The sequence below is a fragment of the Micromonospora sp. CNZ295 genome (assembly GCF_004217535.1).
In genome coordinates this window covers 2,983,025-3,005,962 of sequence record NZ_SHKZ01000001.1, presented here as the reverse complement: position 1 = coordinate 3,005,962, position 22,938 = coordinate 2,983,025, and the positions used below count along the sequence as shown (strand labels likewise).

Below are 22,938 nucleotides of genomic sequence, written 5' to 3'. Positions count from 1 at the left end.
TGTCGGCTTAGCGCCGAGCCGTTGTGTAGTTGTTCATCGATCCTTAACGTGCCGGGGTATGTTCTGGCCGGACGACACCACCCTCGCTCGGCAGCCCTGGTGGGCCGAGGTGGCGTGGCTCGACGGGCCGACCTACGGGGAACTGGTCACCGCCCTGCGTCCGGTGTTGCGCGTCGCCGCGCTGCACGGCTACTCGGTGGACGCGATCAACATCGGTTTCGGTCCCGGGCCGGCGGTCCACGGCGACTGGCAGAGCATCGACCTGGACACGCTGGAGCTGCTGCCCGGCGCATCGGTCTCCCCCGACCTGCCCGACCAGGGCCCGGGCATCTGGTTGGACGTCGCCGAGGTCGACGACCTGGTCGGACAGGTCGCCGCCGGGTACGCGACCGGGTTGGAGTTCCCGGTGTTCGCCGGCGGGTACACCGACGACCACTCCGTGCCGCCGGAGATCCGGTCGGGCATCGCCGCGTTCGTCGACGCGGCGGTCGCGGACCTGGCGAGGCGGGTGCCCGACGCCGGGGGCGTACCCCGGGACGACGGCGGCGGGCTGCTGTGGATCTTCGACGCGCGGCACTGGCACCCCACCGACGCCATGCTCCAGTTCTGGATCCAGCTCGCGCTCAACCAGATGTACGCGAACCCGACCGGCTTCCTCCGCGGCCAGGTGTACGCCGACCGGGACCTGCACGCGCCGGGCGCCGGCGCCGGTCCGCCGAACCTGCTGTTCCTCATGGGTGGCGCCACCGCCGAGCCCGCGTTCGACGCCGGCTCCATGCACCGGGGGGTCTGGCGCGCGTTGACCTGGCACCTGCAGGTCACCGGCGCGGCGACCCGGCTGTTCGAGGCCGAGCGGCGGCTCTACCGGGGCGCGGGTGCCCCGGCCTGGCTGGACGTGCTGCTCGACCTCGTGCTGCGCGGCGTGATCCTGATCGACGGGCTCGTCGACCCCGGCGACCCGCCGGAGGCGATCGCCGCCGAGGAGCTGGCGACCAGCGGCGACGCGGTCGACTCGATCCGGCTGTGGATCTGGGGCGACACGCCCGTCACACTGCGCCGGGAGACCGTGTTCCCGGAGCAGGGCGGGCCGGGGCTGACGTCGAGTGTCGCGTGGGACTACGTGCCCGGCGACAGCCAGGTGCGGCCGACCGTGCTGCTGGTCGCCGGGCGGGGCGTGGCGATCGAGCACCGGATCGACCCCGCCGTGCGCCGGCCGTGGGAGCTGCAGATCCACCGGGTACAGGACGACGCCCTCGTCCCGCCGCTCGGCTCGATGATCGACACCACATTGCTGCTCGCCGGCACCCAGATCGAGCCGTACGACGAGGAGTGCGTCGGTCCGATCACCGACGAGGTCCTGGCGGGCTACCCGCAACTGTTGGTGAAGCCGAAGCCGGACGGGGTGCTGCTGGTCTACCCGACCTCGCCCGGCGTCATCCCGGACACGGTCGGCGGCCCGGCGACCGGCTTCGTGCCGGCCGTCGTCGAGCTGACCGTCGACCCCACAAGTGGTACGCAGGCGTACGCCGTCGACGTCCGGTACTTCACCGGCCGGTTCATGGACCTGGCCCTCGGCGGACCGTTCCGGGGCGGCGCGCACGTCACGGTCTGGATCACCGAGGGCGTCACGATCACCTCGAACCTCAGCGGCAACGACACGCCGGCAGCGGGCAACCCGTCGGTGCTGTCCAGAACCGTCGACGGTCACCTGTTCGTCGTCGAGCTGCACGTCACCGACCGGCCGGACGTGCTGCCCCGGCCGTGGCGGGCGGACCTGCCGCTCACTCCCTGGGCGGCGGCCGCGCCGCCGACCTTCTGGAGCGCGGTGTTCCAGGAGATGTGGGGTGGACTGGCACCGGAGTCGGTGCAGGACCTCTTCCCGGGTGACCGGGACCATCCGTTCGCCGAGCCGGCGCCGGAGACGCTCGAGTACGACACCGACCTGCGCCGGGCCGACTGGTTCGACGAGACGGCGCGGGAGTTCGTCGGGCTGACACCGGCGCCGCACAGCTACCGACAGTACGGCTACATCGACTCGCTGCTGATGGACGCCGCCGACGTCGCGCTCGGTTTCGTGCCCTACGTCGGTGACATCGCCGACGTCGGCGAGGCCGCGTACGCGTACCAGACCGGGCTGGACCGGTGGGGGCGACCCGTCACCCGGTTCCAGCTGGCGCTGATGCTCGTCTGCGCGGCCGTTCCCCTGGTGTCGAGCCGGTTCGTGCTACGCGCCGGCGAGACCCTGGCCGGCCTGCTGCGTGCCGCGCCGCCGCAGGAGCTGGCCCGGCCGGTCTCCGCCGCCGAGATGGCCCACCTGGGCCGCGGCGTCGACTGGCACGACGACCTGCCCATCGAGCAGGTCCAGGCGGCGATGGGCGAGCCGAGCCCGCTGCGCGCGCTCGGCGCGACCGGTGACCTCGGCGTCTCGCCGACCCGCCGGGAGCTGTCCCGGGAACTGGCCGAGACGCTCGGCGCCGACCTGGGACCGGTCCCCGGCCTCGCCGACGCCCTGCTCGCCGGGCGGTACCGGGGCTGGCTGACCATCGCCGACGTGCTCACCGACGACCCGGCGTACGGCTTCGTCACCAGCTCGCTGGAGATCCCCTACCTGCGTGCGCTGCGCCGCGACCCGGCGCTCCGGCCGGTCGTATACATCGAGGGTCTCCGGTGACCGGCAAGGCCCGGGCGGCGTCCGCCGCGGTGGTGCACAGCGCGCAGGCGCTGACCCGCCGGCTGGCCCAGCAGGCGCGCCGGTACCAGACCGGCGGGCCGAGCCGGGCGCGCATCCCCGGACCGGTGCGGTTCGTGTCGGAGATCTCCGACGACCAGATCGTCGACGGCGTGTTCGACCTCGTCCGCAGCCAGCTTTCCAGGATCAAGGTCTACGCCGCCGGCGCGCTGCTGCCCGCGGACCGGGCGTTCGCCGGCCTCGACCGGCCGCACGACTTCTTCGCCGACGGGGTGCAGGCCCAGCTCGACCACGTCAAGACCTTCGGCCTGCCCCCGGCGGCGGCCCGACGCCTCGTCGCGGGCAACAACCGGCTCACCAAGCACAAGCGGATGATCTCCGCGGAGGAGCGGATCCGGCGGATCGCCGAGGCGCAGCTCGCCGCCGGCGCGGAGATGCTGACCAGTTCCGGCGAGCTGGCGCCGCTGTACGGCACGCTGCTGCCGGCGATGATCGGGTTCACCCGTGGGTTCGTCAACCGGTACGGCTTCGAGCACGGGCTGCGGTTCGAGCTGCGCTACACCGATGTCATGTCCCGGTTCGTCTCCCGCACCGGGCTGGCGCCGGTGCACCAGGTCCGCGCGCCGCTCCTCTACGGCACCGACATGGCCGCCAGCTTCGACTCGCTGCTGTTCGGCATGCAGTACGCGATCGGTGGCCAGTACAAGGCGTATTCGCTGCCCGACACGCTCGCCGTCGGCCGGGTGAACCTCGTCCGCGACAGCTCCGGCCAGATCAAGAAGGTGACCGGGCCGAACATGGTCAAGCAGGCGGTGACCGACGCGCTGCGCTGGAAGCGGACCAGCTTCATGGTGCCCGGGCCGACCGCCGCGCCGTTCACCTCGTTCCCGCCGACCAACCTCAGCGGCTGGCACCCGCTCGGTGAGACGACGCTGTACATCTGCGACGTCCAGTACGTCGGCAACCAGATCATCGAGACGGTGCTGGAAGCGTTCCGACGGACCGGCCGGGCCCGGATCGACCTCGGCGCCGACCTGGCCACCACCCCCGAGCGGGCGCAGTTGATCCGCGACGTGTTCGCCCGCCACGGCAGCATCCTGCGTCGCGACATGCACGAGCTGGAGATCTGGGCCCACATCGAGGATTACTACACCGCCCGGCTGCCGGTGCTCGAGGACCTCGCCAACAGCCAGCTGGCCCGCCCCGACGTGGCCGCCGAGATCGGCCGGGACACCGACGTCTACCTGATCGGCTCGCACGAGCCCGAGCGGCTGGAGGCCTTCCTGCGTACCCACGAGGTGATCTGGTGAGCGCCGCCGGGGAGTTCGCCGCGCTGGTCGCGCCGCTGACCGCGATCGGCGCCGATCCCGCGCGGCTCGACGCGCTGCTGCGCGATCTGGGCATGGCCGACGCCCGCCAGCCGCCGCCGCCCGTACCGGCCGAGCTGGTCGCCCTCGCCGAGACCGCGACGAACACCATCGAGGCGTTGGCCGCGCTCGACGACCCGGCGATCGCTTTGGCGGAGCGGGTGGCCGGCCTCGCGGCGAGCCTCGGTGGCCTGTTCGCGGCGGTCGACGACCTGCGCGCCGTGCCGGCCGCCGACCTCGGCCCGCCGTTCGACGCGCCGCGGTTCTGGCGGGTGCTCGCCGAGCGCCTGCCCGCGTACCTGCTCAACCGGTGGCTGGACGAGGCGCACGGCGAGCTCTTCGACCTGCTCGCGCTCGCCGGGGTGGTCGGCCCGGGCACGTTCGACTTCGGCCGGCTGGTCGAGGTCGCCGGCGACCCCGGAGGGCGGTTCGGCGCCGTCCTCGGCCCGGATCTCGCCGTGCTCGTCGAGCCGCTGCGCCGGTTCGTCGACGGACGCGGCGCCGGTGCCCGGTACGGCGGGACGGTCGAGTTCGAGGGCGCGCGGGCGGTGTCCGGCGACGGGGCGTTCGGCGACGTCGACGGCGTGTCCGCCCGCCCCGGACCGCTGGCCGTGCAGGTCGTACCCGCGGCCGCCGGGCGGGGCGGGCTGGCGGTGTCGGTCAGCGGCCTGGAGCGGGCGGCCGACGGCGTGGACCTCGCGGCCGGCTGGACGCTCACCGCTGCCGGCGGCGAGGGTACCGCCGGCCTGGTGGTGCTGGCCGACGGTACGGCGCCGCTCGACGCGTCCACCCTGGACTCCGCGGCGGTGACACTGGCCGGCCGGCCGGCCACGCCGTGGGTCCTGCTCGGCGCCGCCACCGGTAGCCGCCTCGAACTCGCCGCCGCCGAGATCGCCCTGACCGGCGAGAACCTCGGCGGCACGCCGGAGTTCGCGATCACCTTCGCCGCCGAGGGGCTGCGGCTGGTCCTCAGCCCCGGCGAGGCGGACTCGTTCCTCGCCTCGATCCTCGGCCCGGCCGAGATCGGCGCGTCGATGCGGCTGGCCGGCCGGTGGTCACCGGCCGACGGGCTGGCCGTCGACGGCGCGGCCGGGCTGGAGATCCGGATCGACACCAGCGTGGCGATCGGGCCGGTCATCGTCGACGGCCTGACCATCGCGCTGCTGGTCGCCGACGGCGCGCTCACCCTGGAGCTGACCGCCGCGGTGAGCGGCACGATCGGGCCGGTGTCGGCGGCGATCGCCGGCGCCGGGCTGCGGCTGGCCGTCGCGCCGGCCGCCCAGAGCGACGGGATACCGCTCGGCCCGGTCGGCGCCGCCCTGGCGGTCAAGCCACCGGACGGCGTCGGCCTGGGCGTCGACGCCGGTGTCGCGGCCGGTGGCGGCTACCTGTACCTCGACCCGGACCACGGGCGTTACGCCGGGGTCATCGAGCTGCGCCTGATCGAGGTCGGGATCAGCGCGTTCGTCATCGTCGACACGGACGCACCCGACGTCGACGGCTGGTCCCTGTTCCTGGCGTTGTTCCTCGACGTCCCGGCGATCCAGCTCGGGTTCGGCTTCACGCTCACCGGCGTCGGCGGGCTGGCCGGGATCAACCGGCGACTGGACACCCCGGCGCTGGAGGCGGCGGTACGCTCCGGCGCGCTGGACACCGTCCTCTTCCCGGCCGACCCGGTGGCCGAGGCGCCATTCGTCATCGAGCAGCTGCGGTCGATGTTCCCACCCGACGACGGGCAGTACGTGTTCGGGCCGGTGGTGAAGATCGGCTGGGGCACGCCGACGCTGATCGAGGCGCGGATCGGGATCGTCGTCTCACTGCCCGACCCGGTGGTGGTCGCCGTGCTCGGCTCGGTCACCTCGGTGCTGCCCACGCCGGACCTCGATCTGGTGGCGCTGCACCTGGACGTGGCCGGGGTGGTCGATTCCGCGGCCGGCACGCTGTCGGTGAGCGCGAGGCTGCACGACTCGCACATCGCCTGCTTCGCGCTCAGCGGCGCGATGGAGTTGCGCGCCGACTTCACCGACGAGCCGTCGTTCCTGCTCGCGCTCGGCGGGTTCCACCCCGGCTTCGAGCCGCCGCCGGCGTTCCCGCCGGTGGATCGGCTGCGGCTCGCGATCGGCGCGCCACCGGTGCTGGACATCTCCTTCGAGTGTTACTTCGCGCTCACCTCGAACACCGTCCAGTTCGGCGCCGAGTTCGAGATGACCGCCGACGTGGCCGGTTTCGGCGTGGCCGGCGGCACCGGCTTCGACGCGCTGGTCTCGTTCAGCCCGTTCCGGGTCACCACCCGGGTCGGCTACTACGTCTCGGTGACCGCCGCCGGCCTCGACCTGATGGGGGTGTGGCTCGACGCCACCGTCTCCGGGCCGAACCCGTGGCGGGTCATCGGCGACGCCCGGTTCACCGTGCTCGGCATCCGCGAGTCGATCCACATCGACGAGCGGATCGGCCAGACCCGCGCGGATCCCGCGCCGCCGTCGACGGACCCGCGCGACGAGATCGGCGCCGCGCTGGCCCGACCCGAGTCGTGGGCGGCGATCGCCGGCACGTCCACCGGCGTGCTCCTCACCGACGCCACCGCGGACGAGTGCGTGGCGATGCCGGACGGCACGGTCGAGGTGCGGCAGAAGGTGGCCCCGCTGGGGATACGGCTGGACAAGGTCGGCGACGCCCCGATCGGGGCGTACCACACGTTCACCGTCGAGCCGGTGGCCGGCAGCGCCGCCCACACCGGCCAGGCGCACGACTGGTTCGCCCCCGGGTACTACGTCGAGCTGGCCGGCGCCGAGCGGCTGTCGTCGCCGTCGTTCGAGTGGCTGCCGGCCGGAGTGCGGTTCGGCGGTGGCGACCCGGTGGCCGGCCCGGCGCGGCGGATCTCGCTGGACTTCGAGGAGATCCTGCGTGACCCGGAGCTCGCCGAGGACCGCGTCGACCTCGGCGTGGTCGACCGCACCGCGCTCGTCACCGTCGACGGGCCGGGCAGCGTACGCGCGAGCGGCTTCACCATCGCCGCGGACCCCGACGCGGTGACACCGCGACGGACCGGGTACGCGGTGACCGACCGCGTCACCGGCGACCTCCGGGCCCACGACAGCTCGTGGTCGCGGGCCCACCAGAGTGACGCCGGGCGGCGGCGTGCCACCACCGTCGTGCCGACCTGGGAGTTGCTGCCATGACCGAGGCGTCCACGACACCGGCCCCGCAGTTCCTGCCGTGGCTGCGCACCGGCCTGGCGACGGCGATCACCGAACCGGCGCAGGCCGGGCTGGCCGGCCGGGACAGCGCCTCGGCCACCGTCGCCGTCCAGCTGCGCTCGACCGGCGACGGCGGCGACCGGGTCGACCCGATCAGCGGTCCGCCGGTACGGCTGCGCGGCCCGGCCGACGTGGTGGGCCTCGACCCGGCGCAGATCCTGCGCCGGCACCCGGAGCCGGGCGCGACCGACGCCGAGGCGAACTACTTCGCGCTGGTCGAGCTGACCGCCCCGGACCTGCCCTGGCGGTACACGCCGGCGGCGCCGGACGCGGACGGCCGGCTGCAGCCGTGGCTCGCGCTCGTCGTCGTCGAGGACCGGGCCGGCGTCACGCTGGTCGCGCGCGGCCCGGCGCGGTGCCCGCTGCTGCACGTGGACCGCGCCGAGGCCGAACTGCCGGACCTGACCCGGTGCTGGGCCTGGGCACACGTACAGGCCGAGCACGACCTCCCCGACGGCGTGGCCGCGGCCCTGGCCGAGGCGCCGGAGGCGTTCCGCTCCCGGCTGATGTGCCCGCGCCGGCTGCCGCCGGGCCGGTCCTGGATCGCCTGCCTGGTACCCACGTTCGAAGCCGGCCGGCGCGCCGCGCTCGGCGAGCGGGGCGGCACCGACCTCGGCTTGGCCTGGGCGACGTCCACGCTGGACGTCGAGCTGCCGGTGTACGACTGGTGGCGGTTCCGCACCGGCGCGGCCGGCGACTTCGAGTCCCTGGTACGGCGGCTGCGCCCGGTCGAGCTGCCGGCCGGCGTCGGCCGGCGGGAACTTGACATCGGCCAGCCGGGCGGCGGACTGCCCCGGGCCCCGGGCACGCTGGTCACGTACGAGGGGGCACTGGTGTCACCGGCCGCCGGTGGCGTCCGGCCGTGGCCGGAGCCGCATCGCGGCGAGACCAAGGCGGCGCTGCGCCGGACGCTGAACGCCAGCCTCCGGCCCGCCTCGCCGGCCGACCCCGGCCAGTCGTACGACGCGCTCCGCGACGACCCGGTCGTCGGCCCGCCCGCGTACGCGGCGCCGCAGGCCGGCCGCCGGCGGATACCGGGGCCGGAGCAGCCCCCGGTCTGGTTCGAGGAGCTGAACACCGAGCCGCCACGGCGGGTGGTCGCGGGGCTCGGCGCCGAGGTGGTCCGCGCCGACCAGGAGGCGATGGTCGCGGCCGCCTGGCGGTACGCCGCGGAGCAGGTCGACGTCAACGGCGTGCTGGCCCGCGCGCGGCTGGGCTGGGAGCTGGCCAGCAAGGCGCAGCCGAAGCTCGGCCGGCTCGACGACGCCACCCTGCTGCAGGTCGCCGCGCCGGCGATGGCTCGGCTACGGCTCCCGGACGGCGGGACCGCGCTCGGTTCGCTCCGTACCAGCGGCCTCCCGGCCGGCCTGCTCAGCGGCGCGTTCCGGCGGCTCACCCGGACCACCAGCGGCCTGGCCCGCACCGACGCGGTGATCCGGTCCGCGCTGGCCGACCCGGCCGGGTTCGCGGCGGCCTGGACGGCGGTGCGCCTGCCGGCCGGCGCCGACCTGCAGACGAGCAGCGCGCCGGCGCCGCTCACCACCGGCGCCCGCGCCGGCACTACCGGAGCCGGGCCGAGCACCCAGCCGGTCGATGCTCCCGGGCCCGTCGCGGTGCCGGGCACCGGCACCGCCGGGTCGCTCGCCGCCGACGTGCGCTCGGCGCTCGACGGTCCGGCCGCGATCGTCGCGATGGTCGAGGCCCGCACGGCCGGCCTGCCCGCCGGGCGCGACCACCGGGTACCGGACCGGATCTGGGTACGGCCGGAGTTCACCACCCCGATGTACCAGCGGCTGCTGGCGCTGTCCGTGGAGTACCTGGTGCCCGGGATCGGTGACGTGCCGGACGACTCGCTCGGGCTGTTGCGGGCCAACCAGGGCTTCGTCGAGGCCTTCCTCGCCGGGATGAACCACGAGTTGGGCCGCGAGCTGGTGTGGCGGGAGTACCCGGCGCGGCCGTCGGCGACGTGGTGCCGGCAGTTCTTCGACACCGGGCCGGGCGGGCCGGCCGACATCGCCGTCATCCGGCGCTGGGATCCCGCCGCCGGCCTCGGCGGCCACCGCCCGCGGGAGGCCCCGTCGGCCGACCTCGTGCTGCTGGTCAAGGGCGCGCTCCCCCGCCGGTACCCCGACCTGCGGGTGTACGCCGTCGAGGCCGAGTGGGCCGACGGCCGGCGGCGGGAGAAGGCCGGCGGCGCGGTGGCGCTGCCCGTGTTCGCCGGCCGGCTGCAGCGCGACGCGTACTTCTACGGGTTCGCGCTCACCGTCGCCGAGGCGCGCGGCAGCACGGTCGAGGCGGACCACCCGGGCTGGTTCTTCGTGCTCGAGGAGCGGCCGCGGGCGCCGCGGTTCGGCCTGGACGCACCCCGCGACCGGTTCCGCGGCACCGCGCCGGCCCGCTGGTCGGCGCTGTCCTGGGCGCACCTGGCCGGCGCCGGCGCGCCGCTACCGTCCTTCGTGGACCCGACCGGGCCGGAGTGGCTGGTCGCCGCCGGGGCGCTGCGCGGCAACGGCGGGCCGGACGAGTGGGGCGCGGACGCGGCGGCGATGGCCCGGATCACCCTGCAGCGCCCGGTGCGGATGCTCACCCACGCCGACTCGATGCTGCCCGACCTGCCGTCCTGGCCGCCGGGCTGGGCTCCCGGCGACATCCTCGACGACCTGCCGACCGGTCCGCCCGCGCCGCCGGGCCCGACCCGGGGCGGGCAGCGATGACCCCCGACCAGCGCGCCGGGCCGCGGACCGGCGAGAAGCCGGTGCCCGGCGGCCGTCCGCGGCCGGCGCCGCACCGCGTTCCCGACCTCGACCCGGTCCCCGACCGGCCCAAGGCACCGCCGGTCGACCCGTTCGCCGGGCTCGACGCCGGCCTGCCGCTGTTGCTGCTGCCGGTCCGGATCGAGACCCGGTACGTGCTCCGGGCCGATCCACCGGAGCTGCGCATCCGGATCTACCCGGACCAGATCCACATCGACGACGACCGGCCGGGCGCCAGCCCCGGAGAGATCGAGCTGACCACCCTGTTCTGGCGCGAGTGGCACGCCGCGACCGGCGAGGCCGGCCGGCAGAAGGCGTGGCGGGCACACGTCCAGCGGGTCGGCGCCGGTCGCGCCGGCCACCTGGCCCGCCTGCTGCGCCCGCGCACCGGCCGGCCCGGCGAGCCGCTGTTCCCCACGGTGGACAAGGAGGCCGGGCGCGGCCCGGCCGGCCCGGTGCTGCTGCCCGATCGCTGGCTCGCGGTCGGGTACTCGGCGGCCGGTGAGCTGTTCCGGCGCACCAGCCGGCCGGTCGCCACCGACCTGCGGACCGCACCCGACCCGGCCGCGCCACCGTGGCGGGTGCCGGCCAGTGGCCTGCACATCGACGAGGCGATGGCGTGGATGTTCGACTACGAGCGGGCGCTGGCCGCCGGCATGGCGGTGACCGTACCGCTCACCGGGGACGCGGCGAGCGCGCTGGAACGCGTCGAGACGCTGCTCGTGGTCGGCGTCGCCGAACGCTACGAGCCCCTCGCCGCCGCCGACGAACTGAACCGGCTGCTGGCCGCGCACGCGCGTACCGACGGCCTCGCGTTCGTGCCGCAGGGCACGCCGACCAACAACACCGACTCGACAGTGGCCGGCACGCCGGTGCCGACCGACGAGATCGCCCAGCTCGCCCGGGAACTCGACCCGGTCGACCCCCGGCCGGCCCCGCCCGGCCCGCACCCGGTGCCCGCGCCACCGCACCTCGGGGAGAACGCCTACCGACTGGCCGACGCGCTGGGCCTGGCCGACGCCGGCGCCCTGGCCCGGGCGCCGTACGGTCCGGACCGGGAGCGCGACCGGTCACGGTGGATGGTGCGCGCGCTGTTCGAGGCGATTCTGGGCACGTTCGTCCGCCGGGTGCTGCAGGTGGACGGCGAGGACGCGCTCAGCCCGACGGCGGTCGACGCGCTGCGCGACTGGTGCGTGGCGCACGTGACCGGCGGAGCGCCGTACCCCTGCGTGCGGGTCGGCGCGCAGCCCTACGGGGTGTTGCCGGTTCGCCGCAGCACCACCCCCACCGAGCCGTCCGGCACCGCCGACCGCGTCCAGCAGGTGGTCAACCTGCTCGCCGGCGAGTGGCGGCGGGCCGCCGGAACGCTGCCGCGGCTGGACCCGAACCGCGCCGACGGTCCGGAGAGCGACGTCGCCGCGGTGCTGGCGAACCAGCCGCACCCGGCCCGGTTCTTCGTACGCAACCTCGACCGGTACGCCGACCTGAACGTCTTCGAGCGGGCGCTCACCGTCAACAACTGGTACGACCTGGTGATGCGGCACAGCTACAACCTCGCCGTCCCCGACCTGGAGTCACCGTTCCGCGAGATCGCGGGCCTGTACGCGCTGCTGACGATGAACGTGACGATCGACGACATCGACGAGCAGATCGCGATCTGGGCGGCGGTCCGTGCGCAGCTGCCGGGCTTCATGACCGGCCAGGGCCAGGCCGTGATCGAGGACGGCCTCGGCCAGCTCGACACCATGCTGGCGATACTGGGGGCGTACCGGTCGCGCCAGAACCCGGTTCGCGAGCTGGGCCTGCCGCGCTTCTCGGGAGTGCTGGGCGAGCCGAACACCGAGCTGATCTCGGGCGTGCTGTGGGCGTCGTCGACCGAGTGGGGCGATGCCGGGCTGGTCCAGGCGCCGAACGCGCCGGCCGGGCACACCGCCGCCGACTACCTCGCCGACCTGCGCGGCCGGTACCCCGCCCGGGCCGACAACCCGCCCTCCACGCTGGATCCGGCGTTCCTCGCCGCTCAACCGCTGCTGTACCAGCTGCTGGACAACACGCTGTCGCTGATGCCGGACGACCCGGCGCTGCCGGCGGCCCTCGACGGGCTGGCCGGGCGCACCCCCGAGGAGCTCGAATGGCTGCTGCGGGAGAGCCTGGGGCTCGGCGGGCACCGGCTCGACGCGTGGGCCACCTCGCTGGCCAGCGAGCGGCTGCAACGGCTGCGGGCCGCCCGGCCGCGCGGCCTGCAGGTCGGCGCGTACGGCTGGGTGACCGGGCTCGCCCCGCGCGACCGGGGCGCCGAGCGCACCGGCTTCGTGCACGCGCCGTCGATGGCGCAGGCCGGCACGGCCGCGCTGCTGCGCTCCGGCTGGCTGGCGCACGGCAGCGACGATCCGCTGTCGCCGGCCGCCGTCGGATACACCTCGGCGCGGGTCCGGGCCGCGTCGTGGCTGCTCGACGGAGTACGCCAGGGGCAGCAACTGGGTGCGCTGCTCGGCTACCGGTTCGAGCGGGCGCTGCACGACCGGGGCGCCGACGCGCGGATCCGGCCGGTCCGCGAGCGGGTCCTCGAACTCACCGGCCACCCGGACCGGGAGCCGGACCAGCCGGTCGACGGGATCGAGCTGCTCGACCTGTACCGGTCCGGCCGGCTGGATCCGGTCGACCCGGACACGGCCGCGGCGCTCGCGGTGATCGAGGACGCCTTCGACGCCACGCACGACGTGGCCCTGGTCGAGGCGGTCCACCAACTCGCCGCGGGCAACACCGAGCGGGCGACCGCAACCCTCGGCGCGCTCGCCGGTACGCACGCCCCGCCCGAGTTGCGTGCCCCGCGTACCTACCGGGCCGGCGGGTCGGTCGAGCACCGGGTGCTGGTGCTGCTCGATCCCGACGCGGCGCGCCCCGACCGGGGCTGGGTGGCCGGGGTACGCGACACCGTGGCACCGGCGCTCGACGCGTGGGTGGCCGGCCTGCTCCCCCGCGCCGACGCGGTCGGGTTCACCGCCGACGGCACCCCGATGACCCTCACCGACCTCCGGTTGTCCCCACTCGACGCGATCTACCTGGTCGGCGACGATCCGGCGGTGGCCACGCCGGCGCTGCGTACCCTCGCCGCCGCGCGCCTCGGCCCGGCCGCGACCGGCCAGGTCGAGCCGTCCGCACGCGGCGGCGCGGCGGTGGCGCTGAGCGAGTTCGCCGTACTCGCGATCGAGCTGCGCCGGTCCGTGGAGGCGCTGCGGGTGGCCACGGCCCGGGACGTGCGGCCGGGTCACGAGGCGGGCGAACCGGACCTGGACGACGCGGCGGCGCTGGACGCCGTGGCAGCGCTGGTCGACGGGTTCGCCGGGCTCACCGACCCGGACGCGCTGGCCCGGTACGGGGTGGTCGGCGACGACCGGGTGCCACTGGCCGAGGTCGCCGCCCGGCGGCTGGCGACCGTGCTGGCCATCGAGGTCGACCCCGCCGATCGCCGGCCCGGCCTGCGCCGGCGGCTGGCCGCCCTGGTCGGAGGCGCCGTGCCACTGCTCGGCCGGTTCCCGCTGCCGCCCGGGTTCGCGGCGGCCGCGCCGGCGTCCGCCGGGCCCGCCGTGGTGGACGGTTGGCTGGACCGGGTCGCTCGGGTCCGGCCCGACGTGGGCCGGCTGGTCGGTGCCGGCCTCCTCAGCGAGCTGCTGGTGTCCGACGGCGGGCTGCGCGCCGGCGCCGTGCAACTGCCGGCGGTCGAGGGCGAGCGGTGGGCGGCGGTCCACCCGGTGCCGGCCGGGGCCGGCGGGCGGCTGTCGATCGTCGTGATCGGCGGGCCGTCGCCGGCGCCCGCGGCGGGCGCCGCGTGTGGGCTCGTGGTCGACGGCTGGCCGGAGCGGGTCCCCCGGGCCGGCCAGCAGACCGCGGTGGCCCTGCAGTTCGACGCGCCCAGCAACCGGCCACCGCAGGCGTGGCTGCTGGCCGTCACCCCGGACGGCGAGAAGTGGAGCGGGCAGCTGGTACTCGACACGCTGACCGAGACCCTCGACTGGGCCGCCATCCGCGCGGTCGGCACCGAGGACCTGCTCGACTACGGCCGGGCCGTACCGACGGTGTACACCCCCGGCGCGATCCTCCCGTGGGCCGGCCGAACCTCCGGCGCTCCCGCCGCGCGGCGGGAGCGGTCCCGCCAGCGGGGAAGCACATGACGGCGGCAGTCGCGGGAGCGACTGCCGGAACGACCGAGGAGGTCCGGTGAGCGGCGGATGGGACCGGCTGGAGTCGATGGCCCGCAGCACCGGGCTCACCGACGGCCTGGCCGCACGGATCGCCGATCCGCTGTGGATGCTCGCCCGGCAGCTGCAGGTCGGCGAGTTCACCGGCGACGACGCGGCACAGCCCGCCGCCGCGCGGGTCGTCACGCGTACCGCGCGGGTCACCAGCTACCGGCCCGGCGGGGGGCCGGCGGAACCCTACCCGACCGACCGCCCGCTCGAAATGGTCGTCGAGGCCGCGGCCGAGCCGGATCTCGGCACGGCCGGCCGGTACGCCGGGGCGCGGGCCGCGCGCCGGCTGATCCGGGCGCTGCGCGACGCCCGGCTGGCCTCCGCCGTGCCGCTGCTGCGCAAGGCGTTCCCACCCCCACCGGCCGAGCCGGTCACCGATGTCGGCGAGGCCGGGCGGGTCGCCGCCGAACTGCTCGCCCGCTGGTCACTCGACGTGGCCCGGCTCACCGTCGCACCGGAGGCCGACCTCCGAGCGGCGCTCACCGGGCTCGGCCCCGACGCGCGGGACCGGGCCGTCGGGCTGGTGACCGCCTGGCAGGCCGCGACGCAGCCGCCGGCCGCCTCGCCGGCCTGGGACGCGCACCGTCTTGAGCACTCGTTCTCGCTGGCCGCCCCGACCGACACCGGCGAGGTGGTCCTCGACGCGCCGGAGCACGACGGCGGGCACCTCGACTGGTACACCGTGGACGTCAACCGGGACAAGTCGGCCCGGCACGCGCTGGACCCGGTCGGCCTGCCCCGGCGCACCACCGTCGCCGTGCCGACGCGGATCCGGTATCCCGGGATGCCGGCCTCCCGCTGGTGGGAGTTCGAGGACAGCGCCGTGCACTTCGGGGACATCGAGGCCGGCCCCGCGGACCTGGCCCGGCTGCTGGTCGCCGAATTCGCCACGGTGTACGCCGACGACCACTTCGTGGTGCCGGTACCGGTACCGGTCGGCTCGCTGACCGAGGTCGAATCGGTCGAGGTGGTCGACACGTTCGGCGGGCGGACGAAGGTGCCGTCCACCGCGAAGACCGACTTCGACCGGGCGGGTGCCGGCCGGGTGTGGCGGATGTTCGAGTTGACCGGCGACGAGGTGAGCGACAGCCATCCGGCGCCGTGGCTGTTCGTACCCCCGACCGGCGGTGCCCTGGCCGGTCCGGTGCTGGAGCGGGTCACCCTGACCCGGGACGAGGCGGCGAACCTCGCCTGGGGCATCGAGCAGCTGATCGAAGGGCCGCTGGGTCGAGCGGTCCAGCGGACCGGGCCGCGCCCGCCGGCGCAGCGGCGCGGCGAGGTCTGGCGCTATCGGTTGGCGGCCACCGCGCCGCCGTGGTGGGTGCCGTTCGTCGCGGAGCGGCTCGCCGACGACAGCCCGCAGGTCCGGCTGCGCCGGGCCCGGATGCGGGCCTGGGCCGGTCTCGACGGCCAGCCGGTCGGCCCGCGCAGCGTCCTGCTCGACCCGCGCCGGCCGGTCTGGCTGTACGAGGAGGAGGTGCCGGCCGGCGGGGTGCGGGTCGAGCGGTCCTGGCAGCTCGCCCGCTGGCACGACGGCTCGGTGCACGTCTGGCTGCAGCGCCGTAAGCGGCCGGGCCGGGGCGACCCGTCCAGCGACGTACGCTGGGACCTGCTGACGTAGGGGCGCCGATCAGTCGGTCACCCGCGTTCGCGGTCCCGAGGGGCCGGGCGTGCCGGCCCGCTCAGCCGCCCAACCGCTGGCGGGCCAGGAACTTCGGCACCACCATCCGCCACGCCTCGCTCACCAGCTCGACCATGCGGTCGTGGTCGAGGCGGTCGAGGTGGCAGCAGACCCAGTTGAAGCGCAGGTCGGCCGCGCCGGGCAGGAAGAACAGCTCCGGCTCGGCGGCGACCAGGGCGGGACGTTCCTCCTTGTGGAAGCCGAAACCCATGGTGGTCTCGTCACGGGAGAACGCCACGTAGACGATCGCGCCGACCCGGAACTTCACCCGGTCGCGGATCAGGTGCTCCGTGGTGCGGGGCAGGGTGAGCGCCAGTGCCCGGACGTCGGCGACGGTGACCATGCCGGCACCGTAGCGGTGCCGTACGACAGCGGTCGTGGAGCAACCGACCGCCGCCGGCTAGCCGACCGTGGTCAGGGCCGGGCGGGTCGTGCTGGGCGTCGGCAGCGCCGCGAGGATGTCCTCGACGCGCTGCTTGGCGTCCCCGAACAGCATGGCTGTGTTGTCCCGGTAGAAGAGCGGGTTCTGGACACCGGCGTAGCCGGTGGCCAGCGAGCGCTTGAACACCACGACCTGGCCGGCCTCCCAGACGCTCAGGACGGGCATTCCGGCGATGGGGCTGGTGGGATCCTCGGCGGCAGCGGGGTTGACGGTGTCGTTGGCGCCGATGACCAGGACGACGGAGGTCCGCGCGAAGTCGTCGTTGATCTCGTCCATCTCCAGGACGATGTCGTAGGGGACCTTCGCCTCGGCCAGCAGGACGTTCATGTGGCCGGGAAGGCGTCCCGCCACCGGGTGGATGCCGAAGCGGACCTCGACGCCGCGCTCGCGGAGCCGGCGGGTGAGCTCGGCGACGCCGTGCTGCGCCTGGGCGACCGCCATGCCGTAGCCGGGCGTGATGACGACCGAGTCCGCCTCCGCGAGGATCTCGGCGACCTGCTCGGCGGTCACCTCGCGGTGCTCGCCCTGGGCCGCCTCCCCAGGGGCGGCGCTCTCGATACCGAAGCCGCCGGCGATGACGGACAGGAACGACCGGTTCATCGCCCGGCACATGATGTAGGAGAGGTAGGCGCCGGAGGAGCCGACCAGCGCGCCGGTGATGATGAGCAGGTTGTTCTCCAGCAGGAACCCGGACGCGGCGGCGGCCCAGCCGGAGTAGCTGTTCAGCATCGACACCACCACCGGCATGTCGCCCCCGCCGATCGAGGCGACCAGGTGCCAGCCCAGTGCCAGCGCGATCGCGGTGACGACGACGAGCAGCCAGAACTGCGGGTCCAGGACGAACCAGACGGTGAGCGACGCGAACGCGGCCAGCGCGCCGACGTTGAGCGCGTTCTTGCCGGGCAGCATCAGCGGGGCGGACCTCATCCGGGCCGACAGCTTCCCGAAGGCGACAACCGACCCGGTGAAGGTGACCGCCCCGATGAAGACGCCGATGACGACCTCGGCATGGTGGATCCCCAGCATCTCCTCGGCCCGCAGGGCGCTGGCCTCCGCGCCGCCGAGATCGCCTTCGACCTGGAGGTAGCCGTTCCAGCCGACGAGCACGGCGGCGAGGCCGACGAAGGAGTGCAGCAGCGCGATCAGCTCGGGCATGCCGGTCATCTCCACCCGCCTGGCCCGGTCCAGGCCGATGACGGCACCGATCAGGGTGGCCCCGACGAGCAGGGCCGCGCCGATGCCGCCGATGCCGTTGTCGACGGCGAGCGCGACGGTGGCGACCAGGGCCAGCGCCATGCCGGCCATGCCGAAGGCGTTGCCCGCCTTGGCGGTCTCGTGCTTGGACAGGCCGGCCAGCGCCAGGATGAACAACAGCGCCGCCACGATGTATGCGGATTGCGCCGCGGTCTCGATGGTCATGTCGTAGAAGCTCCAGGACTCGGGTGCGACTTCAGCTGCGGGAGAACATCGTGAGCATGCGGCGGGTGACGGCGAAGCCGCCGAAGATGTTGATGCTGGCCAGCAGGATCGCGGCGCATGCCAGCCCGGTGATCAGGGCCTGGTTCGTCGTCGCGCCGTGACCGATCTGCAGCAACGCGCCGACCACGATGATCCCCGAGATCGCGTTGGTCACCGACATCAGTGGTGTGTGCAGCGCGTGGTGCACGTGACCGATCACGTAGTAGCCGATCACGATCGCCAACGCGAACACCGTCAGGTGGCCCAGCAGCGCCGGCGGCGCCAGAGCGGCGATCAGGAACAGCACTGCCCCGGCCGCCGTCGCCAGCGCGACGCGGCGCGACGCCGGCACCGGCTGCTTCGCCTGCTTTTCGGGCGCGGGTGCCGCGACGGCGGCCGGCGCCGCCGAGACCTGCACGGGCGGTGGCGGCCAGGTGAGTTCGCCGTCCCGGACCACCGTCATCGACCGCTGCACCACGTCGTCGAAGTCGAGCACGAGCTGGCCGTCCTTGCCGGGCGTGAGCAGCTTCAGCAGGTTGACGATGTTGGTGCCGTACAGCTGCGAGGCCTGGGCGGGCAGGCGAGCGGCGAGGTCGGTGTAGCCCAGGATCGTGACGCCGTTCTCGGTGACGACCGCCTCACCGGGGATCGTGCCCTCCACGTTCCCGCCGTTCGACGCCGCCATGTCGACGATGACGCTGCCCGGCTTCATGCTCGCCACCATCTCCTTGGTCAGGAGCAGGGGCGCCGGCTTCCCCGGGATCAGCGCCGTGGTGATGACGATGTCCACGTCCCGGCACTGCTCCGCGTACAGGGCAGCGGCCCGGGCGTTGTAGTCCTGCGACATCTCCTTGGCGTACCCGGTGGCCGAGACCTCCACGTCCGGCGCCGCCACCGCGAGGTACTCCCCGCCCAGCGAACGCACCTGGTCGGCGACCTCCGGGCGGGGGTCGGTGGCGCGGACGACCGCGCCCAGGCTGCCGGCGGCACCGATCGCCGCCAGCCCGGCGACGCCCGCACCCGCCACCAGCACCCTCGCCGGCGGCACCTTGCCGGCGGCGGTGACCTGCCCGGTGAAGAACCGGCCGAAGACGTGCGCCGCCTCGACCACGGCCCGGTACCCCGCGATGTTCGCCATCGACGACAGCACGTCGAGCGACTGCGCCCGGGAGATTCGTGGTACCGCGTCCATCGCGAGGGCGGTGATCGGACGACGCGCCAGCTCCGCCACCAGCTCGGGGCTGGTGGCCGGGGCCAGCAGGCTGATCCACGTCGCTCCCGGCCGGAGCGCGTCAAGCTGCTCCACCGACGGCGCGTTCACACCGAACACGACGTCGGCGGTGAGCGGGTTCCCGAGGGAAGCGCCGGCGGAGACGTAGGTCTCGTCCGGGAAGCTCGACGACTCTCCGGCGGCCGGTTCCACCACCACCTGGTAGCCCAGCTTCAGCAGCTGGGCCACGGTGGTGGGCGTCGCGGCCACCCGGGTCTCCCCGCGCCTCGTCTCGTTGACAACGCCGACAAGCACCTGCATCTCCTTCGTCGCGAGGACGCCGCCAGGCGTCGGATCCCTGCGTCTTGGCGGTCAGGCGCTGCCGACTCATCCGGCGCCGTTGCAGGATGACCGCGACTTCCATGATGTCGATCATTGCATCGATCTGCCATAGGCAGTGCGGCCTTTCTCCACCATCGCCGCGGAGGGGAGCCAGCCGAGTACGTCTGGTCAGGGCCGCCTCAGGGCTTGCGCTTCTCGACCCGGGTCCACCCGGTCCAACCACGATCGGCGATCAGCTCCCGCAACCGCGCGACGGCCGGGTGGGCGGCATCGGCGAACGAGTCCATCAGGCTGACGAACGCCTCGTCGGGCAGGACCTCGTCCTGCAGGTCCAGCTCGCCGCTGGCCGCCGCCTGCTCGAACAGCTCGATCATCAGGTCGGCCGTCTCGCGCAGCAGCTCTTCGTCCGTCCAGTCCTCGGCGATCCGGCTGATGAGCTGGTAGAGCCGGACGACCTTCGGGTCGGACAGCTGGGCCACCTTGTCGGCCATGAGCGCCGGGATCGCCTCCGGCCATCGCGCCGCCAGCAGGATCCACCCGTCGCGCTCGGCCTCGACGAGCGCCGTCGGTGCTCCGATGGCACGCAGACGGTTCAGGTAGTCGACCACCTCCTCGGGGACCGCCAGGGAGTCGCCGCAGCCCAGCCGCGCGATCCGCCGCCGGTGCTCCTGCAGCGCGCGGATCCGCGCCCGCAGCTGCCGGTCGATCTCGACGGTCGCGGCGGCGAACGTGTTGGGGTCGGCGTCGAGTAGTTCGCGGACCCGGGACAACGGGACGCCGGCCTCGGCCAGGGTACGGATCCGGATGAGTCGGACGACCGCGGCGGCGTCGTACCTCCGGTAGCCGGAGGCGTCGCGCTCCGGCTCCTGGAGCAGGCCGATCTGGTGGTAGTGCCGCACCGCCCGGATGGTCACCCCGGCGTAGGACGCCAGCCGTCCGATCGTCAACATGGCTTCAGCCTGCACCACGCATCGGCAACCGATCCGGCGGCCGGCCGGTCATCCGACCCGGCGGCGGTGGATCGTCATGGCGATGCCGTACGCGACGACGAGGAGGCCGGCGCACCAGGCGAGCGCGGTCCAGACGTCGCCACCGACCTGCTGCTGGGCGAACAAGCCGCGGATCGTGTTGACGATCGACGTCACCGGCTGGTTCTCGGCGAAGGCGCGAACGGGGCCGGGCATGCTCTGCGTGGGTACGAACGCCGAGCTGACGAACGGCAGGAAGATGAGCGGGTAGGAGAACGCGCTCGCTCCGTCCACCGTCCTCGCGGTCAGCCCCGGGATGACGGCGAGCCAGGTCAGGGCCAGCGTGAACAGCATCATGATGCCGGCGACGGCGAACCAGTCCAGCACGCCGGCCGCCGAGCGGAAGCCCATGACGAGGGCGACCAGGACCACCACCACGAGCGAGACGAGGTTGGCGACCAGCGACGTCAGGACGTGCGCCCACAGCACGGACGAACGGGCGATCGGCATGGACTGGAACCGCTCGAAGATGCCGCCCTTCAGGTCCAGGAAGAGCCGGTACGCGGTGTAGGAGATGCCCGAGGCGACCGTGATCAGCAGGATGCCGGGCAGCAGGTAGTTCACGTAGCTGTCCGTGCCGGTCTGGATCGCGCCGCCGAACACGTAGACGAACAGCAGCAGGAACGCGATCGGCATGATCGCGGTCGAGATGATGGTGTCCGGGCTGCGGCTGATGTGGCGCAGGGACCGCCCCAGCAGGACAGCGGTGTCACCGAAGAAGTGCCTGGTCATCGAAGGTCCTCACGTGTTGGTGCGGTGCGGGTTGGTGACGCCTGCCCTGCTGCCGGTGCTCTCGTCGCCGACGATGGCGAGGAAGACGTCCTCGAGACTCGGCTGCTTCTCGACGTACTCGACCTTGGCGGGCGGGAGCAGCCGCTTGAGCTCGGGGAGGGTGCCGTCGGCGATGATGCGCCCCTGGTGCAGGATCGCGATCCGGTCGGCGAGCTGTTCGGCCTCGTCGAGGTACTGCGTGGTGAGCAGCACGGTCGTGCCCTGCCGGGCCAGCTCCCGGACGGCCTGCCACACCTCGAGACGCGCCTGAGGGTCGAGCCCGGTCGTCGGCTCGTCGAGGAAGATCACCGGCGGGTTCCCGATGAGGCTCATCGCGATGTCGAGGCGGCGCCGCAATCCACCCGAGTAGGTCGACACCCTCCGGCCGGCCGCGTCGGTCAGCGCGAAGCGCGCCAGCAGGTCGTCGGCGATCCGGCCCGGATCCCGCAGGTGCCGCAACCGGGCGACCAGCACCAGGTTCTCCCGCCCGGTGAGGATCTCGTCGACGGCCGCGAACTGCCCCGTCAGGCTGATGGACTCCCGTACCTTCGCGGCCTGCCGGACGACGTCGAAGCCGTTGACGCTGGCCGTCCCCGCGTCCGCCCTGAGCAGGGTGGACAGGATCCGTACGATCGTGGTCTTGCCCGCTCCGTTGGAGCCGAGCAGGGCGAAGATGCTGCCCCGCGCCACGTCGAAGTCCACACCGCGCAGCACGTGCAGCTCGTGGTACGACTTCGTCAGGCCCTGGACCTGGATCACCGGCCCGAGCGCCTGCTCGATGTCCGGGTGGGAAGCTGTCGACATGGCGCCAGCATGCGGGGTTGACGCTGCGTCAAGGTCAAGCCTGGCGGTGCGGTTTCTCCGCCTCCTGGCGGACCCGCCGGCCCCCGGCCCTGCTTGTCGTAGCCGTCGGAGAGGGTCCGCGGATGGAGATGACCCTGCAACTGGTGATCGACTGCGCCGACCCTCGCCGGCTGGTCCCCTTCTGGGCGGAGGCTCTGGGCTACGTGCCCGAGCCGCCCCCGAACGGCCACGAGACGTGGCGGGCCTACTGGTCCGACATGGGCGTGCCCGAGGCGGAGTTGCCTCCTGGCGCCGGGGAGTTGCCGGAGTCCATCGTCGATCCGGCGGGACGGGGGCCGCGGATCTGGTTCCAACAGGTGCCGGAGTCGAAGGTCGGCAAGAACCGGTTGCACCTCGACCTGGAGGTGGGCGGTGGGCGCGACGTGCCGGTGGCGCTTCGTGCCCAGCGGGTCACCGCGAGGGTGGAGCGGTTGACGAAGGCCGGCGCCACCGTCCTTCAGACAAAGGACGAGCCGGCCATGGAGTTCTACGCCGTGGTGCTGCAGGACCCGGAGGGTAACGAGCCGTGGTGCTGCAGGACCCGGAGGGTAACGAGTTCTGCGTCGTCTAGCCGTGCCGGCGCACCGTGGCCGACGCACCCACCTTGTCCGGAATCCTCGTCTGAGGGACGTTGGCCCGAGCAGGAAGCGGACGGGCCAAGAAGTAAGGCAAGGAGATGTACTCCTTGCCACTCCTAACGTATAGCGGAGCGGGGGGCTTGCCGCAAGACCCGGGTGGCGCTGCAGAATCGTCGGCCGGACCAGGAACGGACGAAGACACGGGGGGCGCGACGTGCGCGTGTTGTGGTCGACCGACGCGGGACGCGGAGACGTCGAGCCGGTGCTGG

13 protein-coding genes are annotated in these 22,938 nt (G+C 74.0%); 7 read left to right on the top strand and 6 right to left on the bottom strand.

From position 1 onward, the window contains the following. Positions 1 to 58 precede the first annotated feature (58 nt). The 6 genes from EV376_RS14220 to EV376_RS14195 are packed head-to-tail and all read left to right on the top strand — an operon-like array spanning position 59 to position 15,937. The gene (locus tag EV376_RS14220) at positions 59 to 2,671 is read left to right on the top strand and encodes a hypothetical protein (protein ID WP_130323469.1); all 2,613 of its coding nucleotides are present in this window, start codon (positions 59 to 61) and stop codon (positions 2,669 to 2,671) included. Continuing rightward, positions 2,668 to 3,999 (top strand): hypothetical protein, encoded by a 1,332-nt coding sequence (locus EV376_RS14215; RefSeq protein ID WP_130323467.1) that lies wholly within the window; start codon positions 2,668 to 2,670, stop codon positions 3,997 to 3,999. The genes EV376_RS14220 and EV376_RS14215 overlap by 4 nt, the downstream gene beginning before the upstream one ends. After that, positions 3,996 to 7,235: a DUF6603 domain-containing protein gene (locus EV376_RS14210; protein ID WP_130323465.1), complete on the top strand. Its 3,240-nt coding sequence runs from the start codon at positions 3,996 to 3,998 to the stop codon at positions 7,233 to 7,235. Before EV376_RS14215 ends, EV376_RS14210 begins: the two co-directional genes overlap by 4 nt. Next, a complete protein-coding gene (locus EV376_RS14205) occupies positions 7,232 to 10,027 on the top strand; it encodes a hypothetical protein (protein ID WP_130323463.1) in 2,796 nt (931 codons plus the stop codon). The genes EV376_RS14210 and EV376_RS14205 overlap by 4 nt, the downstream gene beginning before the upstream one ends. After that, complete coding sequence (locus EV376_RS14200) at positions 10,024 to 14,238, top strand: hypothetical protein (RefSeq protein WP_130323461.1); 4,215 nt, start codon at positions 10,024 to 10,026, stop codon at positions 14,236 to 14,238. Before EV376_RS14205 ends, EV376_RS14200 begins: the two co-directional genes overlap by 4 nt. Positions 14,239 to 14,284: 46 nt before the next feature. Then, entirely contained in the window at positions 14,285 to 15,937 is a 1,653-nt protein-coding gene (locus EV376_RS14195) for a hypothetical protein (RefSeq protein WP_130323459.1), read from the top strand. 61 nt (positions 15,938 to 15,998) lie between these two features. Here EV376_RS14195 and EV376_RS14190 read toward each other — a convergent pair whose 3' ends face one another. The 6 genes from EV376_RS14190 to EV376_RS14165 form a co-directional block, all read right to left on the bottom strand. Next, on the bottom strand, positions 15,999 to 16,340 hold the full coding sequence (locus tag EV376_RS14190; RefSeq protein WP_130323457.1) for an MmcQ/YjbR family DNA-binding protein: 342 nt from the start codon (positions 16,338 to 16,340) through the stop codon (positions 15,999 to 16,001). A 57-nt stretch (positions 16,341 to 16,397) separates the two neighbouring features. Then, the gene (gene pntB, locus EV376_RS14185) at positions 16,398 to 17,858 is read right to left on the bottom strand and encodes a Re/Si-specific NAD(P)(+) transhydrogenase subunit beta (protein ID WP_130323455.1); all 1,461 of its coding nucleotides are present in this window, start codon (positions 17,856 to 17,858) and stop codon (positions 16,398 to 16,400) included. 31 nt (positions 17,859 to 17,889) lie between these two features. After that, complete coding sequence (locus EV376_RS14180; RefSeq protein ID WP_486482622.1) at positions 17,890 to 19,428, bottom strand: Re/Si-specific NAD(P)(+) transhydrogenase subunit alpha; 1,539 nt, start codon at positions 19,426 to 19,428, stop codon at positions 17,890 to 17,892. 200 nt (positions 19,429 to 19,628) lie between these two features. Then, positions 19,629 to 20,399 carry a MerR family transcriptional regulator gene (locus EV376_RS14175; protein WP_130323451.1) on the bottom strand — a complete coding sequence of 257 codons (771 nt, stop codon included), beginning with the start codon at positions 20,397 to 20,399 and terminating at the stop codon, positions 19,629 to 19,631. A gap of 48 nt (positions 20,400 to 20,447) precedes the next feature. Next, a complete protein-coding gene (locus EV376_RS14170; RefSeq protein ID WP_130323449.1) occupies positions 20,448 to 21,209 on the bottom strand; it encodes an ABC transporter permease in 762 nt (253 codons plus the stop codon). 9 nt (positions 21,210 to 21,218) lie between these two features. Next, positions 21,219 to 22,052 carry an ATP-binding cassette domain-containing protein gene (locus EV376_RS14165; RefSeq protein ID WP_130323447.1) on the bottom strand — a complete coding sequence of 278 codons (834 nt, stop codon included), beginning with the start codon at positions 22,050 to 22,052 and terminating at the stop codon, positions 21,219 to 21,221. A gap of 122 nt (positions 22,053 to 22,174) precedes the next feature. Between EV376_RS14165 and EV376_RS14160 the strand changes: the two genes are divergently transcribed. Beyond that, positions 22,175 to 22,789, top strand: a complete 615-nt coding sequence (locus EV376_RS14160; RefSeq protein WP_165438004.1) for a VOC family protein — start codon at positions 22,175 to 22,177, stop codon at positions 22,787 to 22,789. Positions 22,790 to 22,938 lie beyond the last annotated feature (149 nt).

Excerpts from the sequence above, each read along its gene's own strand:
- EV376_RS14220 (WP_130323469.1), top strand. The coding sequence starts at position 59 with ATGTTCTGGCCGGACGACACCACCCTCGCTCGGCAGCCCTGGTGGGCC.
- EV376_RS14205 (WP_130323463.1), top strand. The coding sequence starts at position 7,232 with ATGACCGAGGCGTCCACGACACCGGCCCCGCAGTTCCTGCCGTGGCTG.
- EV376_RS14200 (WP_130323461.1), top strand. The coding sequence starts at position 10,024 with ATGACCCCCGACCAGCGCGCCGGGCCGCGGACCGGCGAGAAGCCGGTG.
- EV376_RS14190 (WP_130323457.1), bottom strand. The coding sequence starts at position 16,340 with ATGGTCACCGTCGCCGACGTCCGGGCACTGGCGCTCACCCTGCCCCGC.
- pntB (WP_130323455.1), bottom strand. The coding sequence starts at position 17,858 with ATGACCATCGAGACCGCGGCGCAATCCGCATACATCGTGGCGGCGCTG.
- EV376_RS14180 (WP_486482622.1), bottom strand. The coding sequence starts at position 19,428 with ATGCAGGTGCTTGTCGGCGTTGTCAACGAGACGAGGCGCGGGGAGACC.
- EV376_RS14175 (WP_130323451.1), bottom strand. The coding sequence starts at position 20,399 with ATGTTGACGATCGGACGGCTGGCGTCCTACGCCGGGGTGACCATCCGG.
- EV376_RS14170 (WP_130323449.1), bottom strand. The coding sequence starts at position 21,209 with ATGACCAGGCACTTCTTCGGTGACACCGCTGTCCTGCTGGGGCGGTCC.
- EV376_RS14165 (WP_130323447.1), bottom strand. The coding sequence starts at position 22,052 with ATGTCGACAGCTTCCCACCCGGACATCGAGCAGGCGCTCGGGCCGGTG.
- EV376_RS14160 (WP_165438004.1), top strand. The coding sequence starts at position 22,175 with ATGGAGATGACCCTGCAACTGGTGATCGACTGCGCCGACCCTCGCCGG.